20 protein-coding genes are annotated in these 17,132 nt (G+C 42.4%); 2 read left to right on the top strand and 18 right to left on the bottom strand.

The window, feature by feature from the left end; all coding sequences use genetic code 11:
- Position 1: 1 nt before the first annotated feature.
- Entirely contained in the window at positions 2-1,417 is a 1,416-nt protein-coding gene (locus J1C81_RS01280) for a DUF4153 domain-containing protein (protein ID WP_002916577.1), read from the top strand.
- A 130-nt stretch (positions 1,418-1,547) separates the two neighbouring features.
- On the opposite strand, the gene J1C81_RS01275 is transcribed toward J1C81_RS01280, so the two are convergent.
- On the bottom strand, positions 1,548-2,108 hold the full coding sequence (locus tag J1C81_RS01275; RefSeq protein ID WP_002916579.1) for a DNA-3-methyladenine glycosylase I: 561 nt from the start codon (positions 2,106-2,108) through the stop codon (positions 1,548-1,550).
- An 11-nt stretch (positions 2,109-2,119) separates the two neighbouring features.
- Positions 2,120-2,584 carry a pyridoxamine 5'-phosphate oxidase family protein gene (locus J1C81_RS01270; protein ID WP_050540745.1) on the bottom strand — a complete coding sequence of 155 codons (465 nt, stop codon included), beginning with the start codon at positions 2,582-2,584 and terminating at the stop codon, positions 2,120-2,122.
- A 24-nt stretch (positions 2,585-2,608) separates the two neighbouring features.
- Between J1C81_RS01270 and J1C81_RS01265 the strand changes: the two genes are divergently transcribed.
- A complete protein-coding gene (locus J1C81_RS01265) occupies positions 2,609-3,226 on the top strand; it encodes a helix-turn-helix transcriptional regulator (protein ID WP_032909933.1) in 618 nt (205 codons plus the stop codon).
- Positions 3,227-3,287: 61 nt separating this feature from the next.
- Here the strand turns inward: J1C81_RS01265 and rpmH are convergent, their stop codons facing one another.
- The 16 genes from rpmH to J1C81_RS01185 all read right to left on the bottom strand — a co-directional run bounded on the left by rpmH (position 3,288) and on the right by J1C81_RS01185 (position 16,912).
- Complete coding sequence (rpmH, locus tag J1C81_RS01260) at positions 3,288-3,422, bottom strand: 50S ribosomal protein L34 (RefSeq protein ID WP_002893904.1); 135 nt, start codon at positions 3,420-3,422, stop codon at positions 3,288-3,290.
- A 138-nt stretch (positions 3,423-3,560) separates the two neighbouring features.
- Positions 3,561-4,193 (bottom strand): hypothetical protein, encoded by a 633-nt coding sequence (locus J1C81_RS01255; protein ID WP_002916586.1) that lies wholly within the window; start codon positions 4,191-4,193, stop codon positions 3,561-3,563.
- 49 nt (positions 4,194-4,242) lie between these two features.
- On the bottom strand, positions 4,243-5,268 hold the full coding sequence (gene jag, locus J1C81_RS01250; protein WP_002916591.1) for an RNA-binding cell elongation regulator Jag/EloR: 1,026 nt from the start codon (positions 5,266-5,268) through the stop codon (positions 4,243-4,245).
- Positions 5,269-5,289: 21 nt separating this feature from the next.
- Positions 5,290-6,105, bottom strand: a complete 816-nt coding sequence (locus tag J1C81_RS01245) for a membrane protein insertase YidC (protein WP_002916592.1) — start codon at positions 6,103-6,105, stop codon at positions 5,290-5,292.
- A complete protein-coding gene (gene rnpA, locus J1C81_RS01240; RefSeq protein ID WP_002916593.1) occupies positions 6,089-6,448 on the bottom strand; it encodes a ribonuclease P protein component in 360 nt (119 codons plus the stop codon). The genes J1C81_RS01245 and rnpA overlap by 17 nt, the downstream gene beginning before the upstream one ends.
- 148 nt (positions 6,449-6,596) lie before the next feature.
- On the bottom strand, positions 6,597-7,982 hold the full coding sequence (argH, locus tag J1C81_RS01235; RefSeq protein ID WP_002916595.1) for an argininosuccinate lyase: 1,386 nt from the start codon (positions 7,980-7,982) through the stop codon (positions 6,597-6,599).
- Positions 7,983-7,996: 14 nt separating this feature from the next.
- Positions 7,997-9,196: an argininosuccinate synthase gene (locus J1C81_RS01230; protein ID WP_002916596.1), complete on the bottom strand. Its 1,200-nt coding sequence runs from the start codon at positions 9,194-9,196 to the stop codon at positions 7,997-7,999.
- 174 nt (positions 9,197-9,370) lie between these two features.
- Positions 9,371-10,006, bottom strand: a complete 636-nt coding sequence (locus J1C81_RS01225; RefSeq protein WP_002916598.1) for a DUF6287 domain-containing protein — start codon at positions 10,004-10,006, stop codon at positions 9,371-9,373.
- 89 nt (positions 10,007-10,095) lie between these two features.
- Entirely contained in the window at positions 10,096-11,553 is a 1,458-nt protein-coding gene (gene gltX, locus J1C81_RS01220; RefSeq protein WP_002916599.1) for a glutamate--tRNA ligase, read from the bottom strand.
- Positions 11,554-11,659: 106 nt separating this feature from the next.
- A complete protein-coding gene (locus J1C81_RS01215; protein ID WP_002916601.1) occupies positions 11,660-12,439 on the bottom strand; it encodes an alpha/beta hydrolase in 780 nt (259 codons plus the stop codon).
- A gap of 74 nt (positions 12,440-12,513) precedes the next feature.
- Positions 12,514-14,181 (bottom strand): ribonuclease J, encoded by a 1,668-nt coding sequence (locus J1C81_RS01210; RefSeq protein WP_002916602.1) that lies wholly within the window; start codon positions 14,179-14,181, stop codon positions 12,514-12,516.
- Positions 14,182-14,964: 783 nt separating this feature from the next.
- The gene (locus J1C81_RS01205) at positions 14,965-15,168 is read right to left on the bottom strand and encodes a CsbD family protein (RefSeq protein ID WP_002893927.1); all 204 of its coding nucleotides are present in this window, start codon (positions 15,166-15,168) and stop codon (positions 14,965-14,967) included.
- 76 nt (positions 15,169-15,244) lie between these two features.
- Positions 15,245-15,835, bottom strand: a complete 591-nt coding sequence (locus J1C81_RS01200; RefSeq protein ID WP_002916604.1) for an Asp23/Gls24 family envelope stress response protein — start codon at positions 15,833-15,835, stop codon at positions 15,245-15,247.
- Positions 15,836-15,853: 18 nt separating this feature from the next.
- The gene (locus J1C81_RS01195) at positions 15,854-16,024 is read right to left on the bottom strand and encodes a DUF2273 domain-containing protein (RefSeq protein ID WP_002905455.1); all 171 of its coding nucleotides are present in this window, start codon (positions 16,022-16,024) and stop codon (positions 15,854-15,856) included.
- Between the two features lie 11 nt (positions 16,025-16,035).
- Entirely contained in the window at positions 16,036-16,617 is a 582-nt protein-coding gene (gene amaP / locus J1C81_RS01190) for an alkaline shock response membrane anchor protein AmaP (RefSeq protein WP_002916606.1), read from the bottom strand.
- Between the two features lie 55 nt (positions 16,618-16,672).
- Entirely contained in the window at positions 16,673-16,912 is a 240-nt protein-coding gene (locus tag J1C81_RS01185; protein WP_002899160.1) for a GlsB/YeaQ/YmgE family stress response membrane protein, read from the bottom strand.
- Positions 16,913-17,132 lie beyond the last annotated feature (220 nt).

Here is a 17,132-nt window from a genome sequence, read left to right as displayed (position 1 = left end):
TATGGAATACCCAGCACAAGATCAGATGAATATCCAGCCTTGTCTGCCCGCAGAGGAAGAAAGAAAGACCATCTTCGCAGACCTAGAGGACAAGCAACTGCGATTCTTTAAAATCAGCTATCTAATCCTCTATCTTTTAACCTACTTTTACTCTGCAGTATTTTTTAATTATCAAACGGCATCCTTTTTCCCTTTTGCAATCGGTCTTATATTGCTAAGCGAAGCCCTAATCAGGAAATTAGCCTATCCATCTCTGCAGATAAAGAATCTTGACAGCAGATTAGAGGCTAGAAGCTTTTTGGTCATGACGCTAGCTCAAGCCCTAGCTTTAAGTCTCTGGGGACTTCATCGCCAGCTAGAATTTTTTCAATTTCTGGCCATCCACATCTCATTCGCCTTCTATATTCTGTCCCGCACAGGCTGGTTAAGTCAGGGACGTTTGGGAATCCTGGTCTGGTTTGATGCCATTCAAGCCTTCTGCATCCTGCCCTTTAAAAATTTCATTGCTGCTATTCTAGTCTTTATAGAAGGCAAGAAACAGGACTATTCCGATAACTCTGACAGTCTATCTTCAAAGAAAGCCCAACAGCTCGCAATTATCGTTAGCAGCTTCTTTGTCGCAGGAATCTTGGTCTACTTTGTCTGGTCCCAGCTAAGTCAGGTTTCAGACAGCTTTGCTTCTTTCTTCAGCAATACCGCTGATGTTATTGAAAATCTCCTTGACTCCCTCTTTTCAAGTCTTGATAGCAGCATGATTGTCTTCAAGGCCTGCCTGGCTGTTCCTGTCAGTCTATACTTGTATGGCCTCCTAGCCGGCAGTCTGTTAGGCAAAAAAGATACTAAACTTAGCTACAAAAAATTTCAAGCAAGCATCCGCCCTTTGCGAGTAGCACCCGCTTTCGCAGCCTACATTATCATCGGCAGCCTCTGCCTGACCTATGCGCTCTTCTTCCTGACGGGTCTAGGTGAACTTGGCCAGCTCCTAAGCGCCGGAACAGTAGCTCAGTCTATTTCTCCGCAGAATGCTTCGACTGTTGCCGTAGCTGGCTTCTGGCAGCTGGTTCGGGTATCTATCCTTAACTTTGCAGTCCTAGGTGTCTTCTATCTGATTGCCAAAAAGCCGCTCTGGAATCAGACAGGGACGCGACTCGCAGCTACTATCCTCTTTATCTTTACTGGTCTGCTGGCCTTGCTAGCCGGCTGGAAATTATTTGGCATCTACATCTACCTTTACGGACCAACACCGCTGCGCTTGATTTCAGCTTGGTTCATCCTAGTTCTCTTAGTCTGGTGCCTACTGACTCTAATCCGCTTCTACAAACCTATCCAAGCTATTCGCATCGGTATCTTTTACGCCATGATAAGCTTTACCTTACTCTGCTATCTGTATCCAATACTTTTACCAGTAGCAAAATAAGCAACTGTACTTAACTATACACAAAAAACCAGAAAGAAAATCAATTTCTTTCTGGTTTTATTCTCTTTTTATATCATTTACCGGCATTCGATAATAGACCGCTCATTCTTCTAATTCAAAGGAAAAATGATTATATTCTAAAATCACAGGTCAGCAAATGATCATTGACCATGCCAATTGACTGCATAAAGGCATATACAGTCGTAGAACCAACAAAAGAAAAACCTTTCTTTTTGAGTTCTTTGCTGATTTTATCGGATAGATCCGTTCGAGCGGGCACCTCTTCAATACTGGACCATGAATTGACAATCGGTCCATTCTTTACAAAAGACCAAATATAAGAATCCAAACTACCATATTCTTCTTTTAGTTTTAAATAGGCTTTAGCATTTTTTATAACTGCCTTTATTTTCAGCCTATTTCGTATCACTCTTTGATCACTAAGCAATTCTTCAATCTTCTGCTCGTCATAGTTGGAGAGTATTTCAGGATTGAAGTTTTCATAAGCCTCTGTCATAGCATCCATTTTTGACAAAATAGTTTGCCAGCTCAAGCCCGCCTGCTGGCCTTCTAAAATCAACATTTTAAAGAGTTTATGCTCGTCATGCACAGGTCGCCCCCATTCATGGTCATGATAATTTCTCTCAAGCTCACTATTTTCAGCCCAATCGCACCTTTTTATCTCAACCATCTATTTTCTCCTTATAGTTTGACTTTCTCAACTTGATTATTATCTAAAACCAAGAAAGCATCAGAAAAAGAGACTTCAAAAAGCTGCAAAGAGTTTATGTGTTGCTCAATAATAGCTTGATAATAAGGATACTTCTGGATAAAAACGCTTTTTATATCCTCAATAGAAAGCTGGCTTTCTTTGACTCTCCCTTGAATCCGGACATACCTCCCATCACCTTTCGGGACTGTTGTAAGAGCAATACGATTATTGGTTGCCAACTCTTGAATTTTTTGACTATTTTTAAATGAGATAAAGAACAATTTCTTTGTATCCTCATCATAGTAAAAATTTACAATTCTTACATTTGGGATATCCTTTACAGAAGTTGCTAGGGCCATTTCTGTCTGTTCTGCCAATAAGGCCTTAAAATATTGATTCATATTTGACTCCTTTATTATTTTCTCTAAAACTAGTATAATATAAAAAGGTATCATTTTTTGAAACCATTTAATAAAAATATGGAGTTTAGCATGAATAAATCTCAAAGAATTAACGATATGCTTATTTTTCTCAATAAGAAAAGACGATTCAATCTAAAAGATATTATGAATCGATATCACATTTCAAAAAGCACTGCCCTTCGTGATATTGCCAGCCTTGAAACGTTAGGCATTCCAATTTATTCTGACTTAGGCCGGAATGGCAGTTATAAAATTCTTAGCAACGACTTGTTATCTCCTATTATTTTCTCCATAGATGAAATTTCTGCCTTGTATTTTTCCATGCTGACTCTGGAAAACTACAATATGTGCTCTTTTGATATTGACCTGCAAAAATTAAAAGAAAAATTTGAAAACTCGATTTCAGAACAGCAGTTAAGCAAGATCACAAAAATTGAGAAAATCCTTCAACCAGAAGTCAGAAAGACAATCAACAATTCTCAGTTGCGAATAATTCTTGATATTTTATTGCACAGGCAGGAAGAATTTTTTCCAATTAAGTATGAACAGCAGTCTCTTCAGGTTCAATTTATCAAACTATTTAGTCTCAAAGGGAACTGGTATGTGGAGGTCATAAATAAAGACACTGGCCAAAAAGAGGAACTGTACTGCCAGTCTATTGACTTTTACCCATAAATTAAATACAAAAAAACCAGCGGTCTCGAGTCTCCGCTGGTTTCTTGATTAATCGTTTGGATTAAGCAGCCAAAACTTTGCGTCCTTTACGACGGCGAGCTGCCAATACACGACGACCGTTTTTAGTTGACATACGGTGGCGGAAACCATGTTTACGCGCACGACGGATTTTACTTGGTTGATAAGTACGTTTCACGATGAATACCTCCTCTTAGATTCTTGTATTCGTTTAGCCGGCTAGTTGTGATCAGTTACTAAACATACTTTACTATTCTATATGATTCCGGGGCTTTTGTCAATACTTACTTAAATAACTTTCTCTTTGTAAACGTAATCATATGGTCCGAGTTGCCTCATAAAAGGGAATCAAGGCTGTCATGGCCTCCTGCAGCTGGGACAGCACTTGCTCTCTTGAAGCGGCCTGAGAAAGGGGAATATCGTATTTGACTAAGACCTTACGAACCTGACCGGCTGCCAGCTGCTGAGTAAGGAGCTGCCGATTTTCCTCTGTGCCTTCAAAGCGCCGACTCACACCATCTATCTGGGCAAAATAATAAGCTGGCAGCTGAATAGGCAGCTCCAAGACCCGATTTTGCTTGCTGAGGCTGTGCTCATCTTTCTTACGCTCCATAAAGCTCACCTCTAATGACACTCCAAAATCTTCTGCAGTCCCATACAAGCGCAGGGCAAACATCGGTTCTGTGATTTCTCCATAGCCTTTAAGATAATTCCAAAAATGGGGTCGCAGTATCTGCGCCTGATTCATCCACTGGCTGGTTCGCTCCAAGGTCAGCTTAGGATAGAGGCTCTGAAAATCCTTGACCAAATCCGCAAATTCCTTGCGCGCCGCCTGGCCCTTAGATCTCAACTCCAACATAGACTCACGCAGCTGCCCTGCCTTGTCTGGAGATATATACTTAGCCCCTTGATGAGGCAGATAACTTTCAATAGCTGGAAAAAGTGACATAAAAAATCCTTTCTATATGCAAAAACCAGCATCTCTGCTGGCTTTCTTTTTATTCGCTGTCAATATCCACAACGACATAGCGGTTAGGCTCGTCGCCTTCGGAATAGCTAGTCACGCCATCGATGCGAGAGATGATACGGTGGATAATTTTGCGCTCGCTGTTAGACATAGGGTCAGTGTGCTGACCGCGTCTATCTTCCAAAGCTCGCTGAGCCAGTTTCTGAGCATAGCTTTGCAGCACTTCAGCCCGATGCTCAACATAGTCATTGACATTAATGGAAATATAGAAGCTCTTAGAATATTGGTTATAAAGATAGTTTTGCGCCAATAGCTGCAGAGCTTTCAAGACTTTTCCGTGGTAGCCAATCACGCGCCCCGGTTCATTAGTATCAATCTGCATGTTGATAGTTCGGCGGTTGTGGCTGCTGGAAATACCCGCTTCAACATCCATCTCATCAACGATTTTCTGAACATAGTTCGTTACGTTTTCAACTACTTCTTCAATATCGTAGTCAGCTTCGACTTGGATGCCTAAGTCAGCAAAAGAGCTTTCTTCTGTTTCTGTCGGCTCAGCCTTGTCTTTAGCCGCTTGTTCAAAAGAGATAACCTTGCTATCGTCCGCTTCTGCTTGAGCAATTGACTCATCAATAGCTTGGTTGGTCTTGAGAAGATCAATGGTGCCAGTCTCTTCTAAAATCGTATTGGCTTGCTTGTCATTTTTGAGTATTTCAGCCTTGACCTCATCTGAGATAACTTCGCCTTCCCCTTCGACCTTCTTGATGGCAGCTACCACACGGCCCAAATCAACCGTTGCTTCACTGACAGACTGCACAGGCTCATTCTGAGCGTTAATCTCTTCGGGAACACCTTTTACAGCCTTTTGATTAGCCTTGACAACTGTCGTCTCAGCAATCGGCTCGACATCCACCTGAGCTGGCTTCTTGCCAAACAGACCTAAAAAGCCTTTTTTCTCACGTGAAATAACAGTGATATGCGCTCTCATACGTGGAATATCCAACGTTTTCAAACCATTTTGAATGGCTTCTTCAACACTTGCTCCTGTAAAAATAACCATTGCAAAAGTCCTCCTTCTTACTTACTTTTTCTTTTTCTGTGCTTTTTTCAGGGCACGTTTCTTTTTCTGCTCCAATTGACGCTCTGACCGTTCCTTGGCTTCTCGCTCGGCAATGATTTTAAAAGGATTGCTCAGCAGCAAGGTCTGAACCACCTGATAAGCATTTGAGACCGCCCAGTAGAGAGCTACCCCACTCGCTGCATAGAAGGCAAAAAAGAAAATCGCAACTGGCAACAGGTACATCATGACTGTCATCCCGCCATTTCTCTCAGGCAAGGCCTTGTTTGAAAGCCACGTACTGAGGAAAGTGAAGAGAGCCGCCAACAGCGGAAGAATAAAGGTCGGATCTGTCGCTCCTAGATTGAGCCAGAGGAAGTGACCTGTCTTCATAAAATCAACCCGAGTCAGGGCTTGAAACAGAGCCAAGAGCACTGGCATCTGGATAAAGAGCGGAATGAATGAGGCATAAGGATTGACACCCATTTCTTTGTAGAGCTTTTGAGTTTCCTCAGCCAAGGCTGTTCTGCTCTCCATGTCCTTGCCAGGATACTTTTCCTGCAGGCGCTTGATATGCGGCTGTACTTCCTGCAGCTTGCGCGAAGAAGTCGTCTGGAATTGGAAGACCGGCAGGAGCACTGTCCGGATAATCAAGGTAAAGAGAATAATCCCAATCCCCTTGCTTCCACCAAAGGATAGAAAACGAATGGTATCCGCAAAGAAATAGACCAACTTTTCCCAGAAGCCATGTGAATCGGCCGTTACTTGACTGGTTCCGCAGGCTGTGAGAAAGAGCAGCGAGGCAACCAGCAAAATCCCTAATTTACTTTTCTGTTTCACAAATGAATCCTTCCTGATAAAGTTTAGCAATTTTTAACACATGCAATAAATTTTGTTCAACTTGGTGGTAGTCCAACTGTTCCACTCCTTTGCGAGCGATAACTACGAAGTCCGCCTGGACTAACTGTTTCTGATGCTGCATCAAGACATGGCGGATTTTTCTTTTAATACGATTACGAACTACTGCATTCCCCAGCTTTTTACTGACGGAAATTCCAACTCGAAAATGCTTTTGCTCTTTTTCTAACATGTAAACGACAAATTTTCGATTAGCAAAACTCTGTCCTCTTTTAAAAATCGCATTAAAATCTTTTTCGCTCTTGACGCGATAGTTTTTTCTCAAAACTCAACTCCATCCACCAAAATTATATCTATTATACCATATTTTTCGAAAATGCCAATAAGAGCCGCTATGACGCCGTTTTTGCAAATATTTAAAAGGTTGATTCACCAAAAAAACACCGCAATTTCCTTGCGATGTTCCCTATATCTTATTCCTTTTCCAGCTGTTTTTTCGCTCTTTCCAACTCCTGACGGATCTGTGTAAATCCCGTCCCGCCAAGGGAATCCCGTTTTTGTACAGCGGTCTGCGACTCAAGTGCTTGATAAATATCCTCCTCAATCAGCGACGACACTTCCTGATAGCGGCTCAGCGGGATATCCTGTAGATAATAGCCTGCCTTGCTGCATTCCAGCACCAACTTTCCGACAATCTCATGGGCTTCCCGGAAAGGCAGTCCTTTCTTGGCTAGATAGTCAGCCAATTCTGTCGCATTGGAGAAGTCCTGCTGAGTTGAAACCAGCATTTTTTCTTTGTTTACTGTCATACTAGACAGCATACCCGCCATAATATCCAGCGATTTTTGGATGGTATCTACTGTATCGAACATGCCTTCCTTGTCTTCCTGCAGGTCCTTATTATAGGCCAAGGGCAGGGATTTCATAACCGTCAGAAGGCTGAAGAGATGGCCATAGATCCGGCCACTCTTGCCTCGAATCAGCTCCGCCATGTCAGGATTTTTCTTTTGCGGCATAATGGATGATCCTGTACTAAAGGTGTCTGACAGACTGACAAAGCCATATTCATAGCTGCACCAGTTAATCAGCTCCTCGCAGAGACGTGACAGATGCATGATGAGAATGCTGCTGTTAGATAGAAACTCCAGGATAAAATCTCGATCACTTACCGCATCCAAGGAATTGTGGTAAATGCCTTTGAATCCCAATAAATCAGCCGTCAGCTCTCGGTTAATCGGAAATGTTGTCCCCGCCAGAGCCGCCGCTCCCAAAGGAGACAAATCCGTATGCTCCAGATTAAAGGCAAAGCGCTGACTATCCCGGCTGAACATCTGATAATAGGCCAGCAGATGATGGGCAAAGCTAATCGGCTGGGCATGCTGCAGATGGGTATAGCCTGGCATGATTGTCTCTACATGCTCCTCAGCCAAGTCCAGCAGCACCTGACGCAAATTCAAGAGTTTATCCGCAATCTGACCGAGCTGATCCTTTAGATAAAGGTGCATATCTGTCGCCACCTGGTCATTACGGGAGCGAGCTGTATGAAGCTTGCCAGCCACTGGCCCAATCTCCTCAGTCAGAAGAGCCTCCATATTCATATGAATATCTTCATTACGGACATCAAACTCAAGCTCTCCAGCCTCATAACGTGCTAACAGCTTTTCCAAGCCCGCTTGAATAGCAGCTGCTTCCTCTGGAGCAATAATTCCTGTCTGCCCCAGCATTTTGACATGGGCTAGGCTGCCTTGCAGATCATAAGGAGCCAGACGATAGTCAAAGCCGATGCTGGCGCCAAACTCCTCTACCCAGCCTTCCAGAGAGGCTTCAAAACGTCCGCCCCACAGTTTATGATTCGCCATAGGAAAGCACCTTTCTATTTATCTTTGTGAGCCTGAACCTCTGCGTGAACCTTAGATGGAAGCCCCCACAGCTTAATAAAGCCAATTGCGGCATCCTGATCAAAAGTATCTGCACTGGTATAGGTGGCCAGACTTTCATCGTAAAGAGAATTGTCAGACTTACGCGCTACAACTGTAGCAGAACCCTTATAAAGCTTCACCTTAGCTGTACCATTGACCACCTGCTGGGTGGACTTGAGATAGGCAATCAGAGCTTCTGTCGCTGGGTTAAACCAGAGGCCATTGTAGATGAGATTAGATAGTTCGTTTTCGATAATTGGCTTGAAATGAGCCAGTTCTCTGACTAGAGTCAGATCCTCGATTTCCTTGTGGGCAGCCAATAGAGTCACCGCCCCAGGGCATTCATAGATTTCCCGAGACTTAATCCCTACCAGACGATTTTCTACATGGTCAATCCGCCCAACACCGTGCTGTCCAGCTAGGTCATTTAGCTCAAGAATCAAGTCCGCCAGCTTCATCTTTTTGCCATCTAAAGCAACTGGCACGCCCGCCTCAAAGTCAATATTTACATAGAGTGGGCTGTCTGGTGCTGCTTCTGGTGCAACCGTCAAATCATAGGCGTCTTCCGGTGCTTCATTCCAAGGATTTTCCAAGACACCGCACTCATTGGCTCGTCCCCAAAGGTTTTGATCGACTGAGTAAGGACTATCCAGATCTGCAGGAATTGGCACACCATTAGCTTTGGCGTAATTAATTTCTTCTTCCCGAGACCATTTCCACTCCCGAACCGGAGCAATGACCTTGAGACTGGGATCCAAGGATGCGATAGCCACTTCAAAACGTACCTGATCGTTTCCTTTTCCGGTACAGCCATGGGCAATGGTTGTCGCCCCCGTCTTGTGGGCAATTTCAACCAATTTCTTAGAAATCAAAGGTCGGCTCAGAGCGGACACTAGAGGATATTTTCGTTCGTAGAAGGTGTGTCCTTGCAGAGCAACCAAGACGTAGTCTTCCGCAAACTCGTCTTTAACATCAATAACATGTGATTCGATAGCACCTACTTTCAGCGCCTTGTCATGAATGAACTCTAAATCATTTCCTTCACCTACGTCCATACAGACCGCGATCACATCATAATCCTTGTTCAGCCAAGTAATGGCCACCGAAGTGTCCAAACCACCGGAATATGCTAAAATGACTTTCTCTTTAACCATATGATTACCTCTATCCTTCTACATTTTATTTTTAAACATTCTACTGTATGAAAATGCGAATGTCAAGAGAAATTTTAATATTTATTAAAATAAAAACGTTTTATAAATTTTTATTCAGAATCAATATATTATATACTGGACTCAAAACAAGATAAAAGAGCCCATCAAGACTCCTTATTTTACGCGGTAAAAAACATCGGGATGTTCGGAAACACTCTGGGTGATGATGAAACGATCTTGACTGGTATCAGTCGGATCTGTCCCATTGACAGTCTCCCCAGCTGGCAAACTCTTTCCTGCTGGAATGATAAGAAAGGCAGCACCGGTTTGGTTTTTCCAACGAATCCCTGCTCGAAAAATCCCATTTTCATCTGGCCCAGAGTAATCCCCTGTCTCAAGCTTGGCAACATCTGACTCAATACCAGACGCATCGAATGTATAGCTGTTCCCTTTGGCATCCTGCCAAGTACCAATCATGCTGGAAAAATCTCCAGAAGCAATAGCCTTCATATCCAAACTAGAAGTTGGTGCCGTCTCTTTCTCTCCTTTGCTAGTTTCTTTGGTAGACTTCTCAGCTTCAGTTTCCGAATTCTGCTGAGAGCCAGCATCAGAAATTTCTTGACCATCCGCTTGACCATCAAGTTCGCTCGAATTGCTCTCTCTTTCAGACTTTTTAGAAGATGCAGAGCTAGGCGAACTTACTTTAGAATTGTTGGAAGCTGGAGTCGTTTGCTCTTTCTTTTGATTACAGGTTACTAGCACGAGTAAGGCTAGTAATCCTCCAATCAAGATGATGATCCATTTTTTCATTTCTCTCTCCTTAAGGTATTTTCTTATTACAATTGTGACATAAAAACAAAAATTTGCAAAGTAAAAACCAGCTTGAAAGCTGGTTCATCTTATTGAATTTGATTCAGCATGTTTTCGATATGCTGGATAGATTTTTCACGGCCTAGCAGGTAAATCGTATCTGGCAGTTCTGGTCCATGCATTTCACCCGAAACGGCAATCCGAATAGGCATGAAGAGGTTTTTGCCCTTGATCCCTGTCTCTTTTTGGACAGCCTTGATTTGCGGGAAGATGTTTTCTGTCACAAAATCTGCATCCGACATAGCTTCTAGCTTTTCCTTGAAAGCTGTCAACACAGTCGGTACCGTTTCACCAGCCATGACCTCACGCTCCGCATCTGTCAACTCTGGAAAGTCCGCAAAGAAGAGGTCTGTCAGCGGCACAATTTCGTCTACAGACTTCATTTGTGGTTTGTAGAGCTCTACAAGCTTTTCTGCCTTATCTGTCAAACGGCCCGCTTCTTCCAAGTATGGCTTAGCCAGAGCAAAGATTGTGTCAAAATCCGCATTCTTGATGTATTCGTTGTTCATCCAGTCCAGCTTCTTCTGGTCAAAAGCAGCTGGAGACTTGCTGAGACGTTTTTCATCAAAAAGCTCGATCAATTCTTGGCGAGAGAAAATCTCATGCTCACCGCCAGGATTCCAGCCCAGCAGTGCAATAAAGTTAAAGACTGCTTCTGGCAGGTAGCCCTTCTTGCGATAATCCTCGATAAACTGCAAGGTATTGGTATCGCGCTTGGACAGCTTCTTGCCTGTTTCAGAGTTGATAATCAGGGTCATGTGCCCAAATTCTGGAGCTTCCCAGCCTAAAGCTTCATAAACCATAAGTTGCTTAGGTGTGTTAGCAATGTGGTCATCTCCACGAATAACGTGTGAGATTTCCATCAGATGGTCATCAATAACCACAGCAAAGTTGTAGGTTGGGTAGCCGTCTTTCTTCTGGATAACCCAGTCACCACCGATATTGCCGCCTTCAAACTCAATTTCGCCCTTGACCATGTCCGTCCACTTGTAGACACCAGCTTCATTGACAGCCAGACGAACCGTCGGAATGATCCCCGCTGCTTCGCGCTCAGCGATATAGGCTGCCTTTTCTTCCTCAGACATACCTAGAAACTCATTGATATAACGCGGTGTTTCACCAGCTGCTTCCTGACGTTCACGTTCAGCCGCTAATTCTTCCTCAGTTACATAGGACTTGTAAGCCAAGCCCTTGTCCAAGAGTTCATTGACGTATTTTTGGTAAATATCCAAGCGCTCAGACTGACGGTAGTTTTCGTGAGTCTCAGGACTTTCATCCCAGTCAATACCCAGCCAGCGTAAGTTTTCAAGCTGTGAGCGTTCCCCGTCTTCTACATGGCGCTTGCGGTCAGTATCCTCGATACGGATAATGAAGGTTCCACCATAGTGACGAGCATAGAGGTAGTTAAAGAGCGCAGTCCGCGCATTTCCGATGTGTAAAAGTCCAGTCGGACTTGGTGCATAACGCACTCGAATCGCTTTTGTCAAAGTTCCATTCTCCTATTTGCATTTCGGGGAATCATTCCCACTCCGATTTTCAAACGTAATCATTATATCATACTCTGAAGGCAGAATACGATTTTACAGTCTATTTTTATGACAGGCGCTCTTCCAGCTGGAAGTCGATAGGAAGCCAGGCCAGTACATTCTCCAACTGCTTTTCCCAGTAATACCACTCATGCTTACCTGGACTGTGGCTGTAAGTAATCTCCAAGCCTAAGTCTTGCAGGTTTTTCACTGCCTCCTGATTGGCCTTGTAGAGAAAGTCTTCTTCGCCACACCATGCCCAAAGCTTAGTCTTTTTATCAGATTGCTTGGCTATACTTTCCAGCGAATGGGGGCTGCTGGTCCAGTCTTTATAGTCTCCAAAAACTCCTCGCCAATAGGCTGGCGTTGCCATCTCAGCATTGTCTGGACGAGCATCAAGAAAACTCAAAGCGCCAGAAAGACTAGCTGCGTATGAAAAGCGGTTAGACTTGAGAGCCAGCTTAAAGGCTCCATATCCGCCCATGGAAAGACCCGCAATAAAATTCTTCTCCCGCTTATCCGACATATTTGGGAAAAAGCGCTTGAGCACCCGAGGCAGCTCCTCAGCGATGGCTTCGTAATAGTTAAAGCCATACTGAGTATCGGTGTACCAGCCATTGCTGGTATTAGGCATGACAACAATCAGATTCGTCGAGCGAACCAGACGCTCAATATTCGAGCGCTTGAGCCAGCTATTGTGATTCCCGTTCATACCATGAAGCAGATACAAAACAGGAATGTCCTTATCATCCGGCTTGTCTACGCGAGCTGCATCCGGATAGAGGACATTAACGCCCCATTCCATCTCCAAAGCTTCAGAATAATACTCTATTTTCATCACTGCCATTCGCATTTCTCCTTCGTATCTTTCTGACAAGAAAAAGCCGAAACCCGACTTTTCTTGTATTTGTGTTGAGATTTTTACCGCACTTCCATAACAACCGGCAAAATAGCTGGGCGACGCTTGGTTTGGTCAAAGAGATATTTGGCCAGACTGTCACGGACAGCACCCTTCAGCTCACCCCAGTCAAAGCTATCCTGCGCCAGATAATCTTCCACGGTTTTATTGATAATGTCAGAGCTTTCGCGCAAAATATCTCTGCTCTTCTTGACATAGACAAAGCCACGAGTGTGTACTTTAGCCTTGGAAATGATTTTCTTTTCCTTACGGTTAACTGTGAGTGCCACGATAAAAATGCCATCTTCAGACAAGACCTTGCGGTCACGGAGGACGATATTACCCACATCGCCGATCGCATTCCCATCAATCATGACATCTCCTGCTGACACAGCACCAGCCGGCACAAAATCACCATGGTCGTATTCCATGATGCTGCCCCGTTTAGGAATAAAGATATTTTCCGGCAGCATGCCAACTTCCATGGCAGCCTTAGCATGAGCATCCAATCCGCGGTACTCCCCCTGAATCGGGAAGAGATACTTAGGCTGCAGCAGGTTAATCATGAGCTGCAAATCACGCGCATTTGCGTGACCCGACACCCGCAGGTTTTGGGTAATCAGCTTGACAATGCCCCCAGCCTGATAAATCATATTTTCTACACGAGCCACGACCGCTTCCTTGGCAATTGACGGCGTCGTTACGATGTAAATCAAATCACCTTCCTTGATTTCCACATAGCGGTGACGGCCGATTGACATCTTGCGCAGACCATTGATAGGCTCACCCATCCGGCCAGTCTCCAAGATAATCAGCTCATGATCTTCAAACTTAGACATTTCCTTGGGCTTGATCAAAAGGCGTTCGTCCACCAAGGACAGCTTCTTGAGGCGGATAGCCGTACGAACGATATTTTCAACATCAAAGCCTGTCAAAACCACTCGGCGGCCAGTCTCTGCAGCTGCATCAAAGACCTGCTGGATACGAGACAAGTTGCTGGCAACCGCCGCAACAATCACGCGACCGTCCCAGTCAGCAATCGTATCTTCGATTTCCTTGCCGACCTCGCTCTCGCTAGCCACCTGAACAGTGCTATCTGCATTGGCTGAATCACTGAGCAAGGCCAGAACACCCTCGCGGCCAATCTCAGCCAGACGGCCAAAGTCTGTCGCGTAGGACGGGCTGGCAGACTGGTCAAACTTGAAATCACCTGTATAAACGATACTGCCTTTTCTGGTCTTGATGACAACTCCCAAACTCTCAGGAATCGAGTGAGTCGTCCGGAAGAAGGAAACCACGGTTTTGCCAAATTCAATCTCGGTATTTTCATCAATCACATGGAAATCATTGAACTTCTTAACCGCATCGTTGTTTTTAACAAAAAGCTTAGCTAGCTCAATCGTCAATTCTGATCCGAAAACGGGCACCTTAGCATCTGCCAAAAGATTAGGCAGAGCACCAATCGCATCCGCGTGTCCGTGCGTCAGAAAGACACCCGCAATCCGCTTCTTGTTTTCAAACAAATAGTCCATGTTGGGAACGACATAATCCACACCCAACTGCTCATTTTCTGGGTACTTCAGCCCAACATCCAATACAAAAATGGAATCATCCACTTCGGCAACGTAGAGGTTTTTACCATTTTCACGTACGCCGCCCAAAGCAATCAGTTTAATATTGCTCTTGCTCATTTTTTCTCCTATTCAATTTTCAGAACCTTACTTTTATCAAAGATTCTTTATTTTATTACTAACGGTCCTTGGCTAGCCAAGTCGAATTACAGTCTTGCAAACCAAAGGTTCGCATATCCAATCTATTATAGCATTTTTTTATGTTTTTTCAAAGTCAAGTGTGTCTTCTTAGCGCTCTTGACTACAAAAAACGACCTCTAGCTTTACTCGGCTAGAGGTCTGGTTTACTTCGCTGGTATGAGAGCAATCAGTTCATCCAAGGTGTAACTGAATAACAATTTTTTTGATTTATTGTTTTTATTATTTTTTATAAACTTTTAATTCCTTCAACCGCTAATGATTTTCTTTTTATCTTAGCATTGGAAATCTCTATAACATAATAAAGCACTATTGATTGAATTCTCGAAGTTTGAAAACCATCTAAAAGCTTCTACTTTCTATACTATCGTTACAATCAGGCAAGCTAAGCAGGCCTGTCTGACAATTCAACCAATATGTCAAGTAAAGCAACTACTTATGTATTACAAACAACTATACCAACAAAGTAAACTTTAAAGCGAATGAATTTAGTTTCCTTTCTTTCTATTTCCTTAATTCTATTATAGTACTCTATCCAGATTTTTGCAAGCGTTTACACTTAAGAAGTAGAAAAACTTTTTAGCTATAAATCATGCAAGCAAAAAGGAAAGGAGACCTTAAAATGATCTCCTTTAAACTCTAGATAATTTTTATCCGTGACTATAGCTAACAAAGACTTTTTATAAGGAAAATAAACTATTGGTTTTATTTATCGTCTTTTTTAACCATATTTTTAACGCCTTCGATGGCTCCTTCAACAGCATCTTTGGCATCTTCTGCAACTTCTTTAACTTTAGAAACTACTTTTTCAGCAGCTCCTTCTTTTTCTGTTTTTTTATCACCAGTTAATTTGCCTAGTCCTTCTTTAACAGAACCTTTAGCTTGGTTGAATTTTTCTTCTGTAGACATAATTGATACCTCCGTTATTAGTTTCAATTTTTAAAGCAATGAAAGAATATAAGAATTCCTAAACTTAGTTAGAGAATTAACGCACACGAGCTTTTTCATTTGATGCAGCGTCTTTAACAGCCTCTACACCATCGCCAACTTTTTCTTGAACAGCTGAGAAACCACCGCTAATGCTAGATTTTGCTTTTTCGAATTGCTCTGAAGCAAATTCGCCTGTTGATTCAGCAACATCTGTCACTCGGTCTTGAAGGCTTACTGAGTCCGCTTCGTGTTGTTCTTTTGTTTTAATATCAACAACATTGACATTTACTTCAACAACTTCCAAATCAGTCATCTTAGAAACTTCTTCTACAACAACTTTCTTGATTTCTTTGTATAAAGCAGGAACATTCTTCTGATATTCCGCAACCACATTCAGGTCAACAGCTACTTGTTCTTTACCAACTTCAACATTGACACCATGAGTGACATTGTCAGAGTTGACCAATTTATCTTTTATGTTAGAGAAGAAGCCGCCGTCAACAGCCAGCAAACCTGAAACTTTCTCTAAAGAGAGACCGATAATTTTTTGAATGACCTTATCATCATAAGTCAATTCACCTTTTACTTCATGAGCTGCTTGAGCAACTTCTTTTTTTGCAACATCTTTAACATCTTTATTTGACATATTAAACTCCTTGATTAGTTATTTAAATATATTATTTTTTTGAATATAATATCCGATTCCTGCCCCTAGAGTAGCGCAAATCAAGACAAATAGAGTCTTAAAGAAGCCAAAGGATAGGATAAAACATGCTAGAATAATGCCTGCTAATCCAGACAAGATTGGATATTGATATTTTTTAAACCATTCCATTTTTTACTTCCTTACTTTACACGACTAGTAGTTTTTTTAGCCGCTTCTTTTGGCTTGAAGTCTGAGACAGAGATTTTAAGCTTGACATTATGATTGATTCCGAAGAATTCTGTCAATCCAGACGCAATTTCTTCTTGAATCAACTGACTTCTCTTGATGATGTTTTCCGAAGGAACGATTGCCCCTTTAACAGAAACCATGCATTTGTTTTTACGGCTATTTACTGAAACTGCAGGATCTTTAATTAAACCGTGTTCTGTTAACAGACTACGAACAAACCCTTCAATGGCTGAATTTTTCAGCATCAGTTTCCCATCCGCATCAGCTAGCTGAATTTCCAAACGTCTCTTAGGATAAAAAGCTATCACTAACATCAGTAGTAAGATTAAGCTTGCCAAAACCACAGTGCCCCAGAAAACATATCGAGAAAGATAGTAGCCCACAAAAGGAATCTGCTTCCAAGTGAATAACTTCCAGCTAAATAACTGGAGCCCCAGACCGCTGACTTTATGAAAGTCTAGCAAAACAGGAATCAAAATTGTCAAGATTAAAATACAGAAAATAAGGGAAAGTATTTTTCTTGATTTTGACATATTGAATCCTCACATCATTAAATTTAAAATTGTATTTTGAAAGTAAAAAAACAATTTATGCCTTTTTACCTACAAAAAATGATACAACAGCTACCACAATAACTGCACCAATGATAGAAGGAAGCAAGGCCATACCAGCCAAACTAGGACCCCAAGTTCCTAAAAGTGACTGACCGACAGCAGAACCAACTAAACCTGCAACAACGTTTGCAATAACACCCATTGAGCCGCCTTTTTTAGTGATTGATCCAGCAATAAGACCAATAACACCTCCAACAATAATAGACCAAAGCATATTGATTCTCCTTTCTAATTTTTTCTAAATCAAAATTGTTTAATAATATTTTTTACTATTATTTTTTGATTAACATAATTATATAATTTTCCAACTTGGAAACATAATAATTCAACTTAGTTTTCTTTCCGTTTATCTGTACTATAGATACGCAAAGATAAGAATTCCTTTTTCTATAGGCTTTTATCAGCATTTTTAGATATATTTTAGAGTTGTTAAA

This window comes from Streptococcus sanguinis, assembly GCF_050225395.1.
In the GTDB taxonomy this organism is placed as follows: domain Bacteria; phylum Bacillota; class Bacilli; order Lactobacillales; family Streptococcaceae; genus Streptococcus.
Note: the sequence above shows the minus strand (reverse complement) of the source record. Positions and strands in the feature narration are given on the sequence as shown.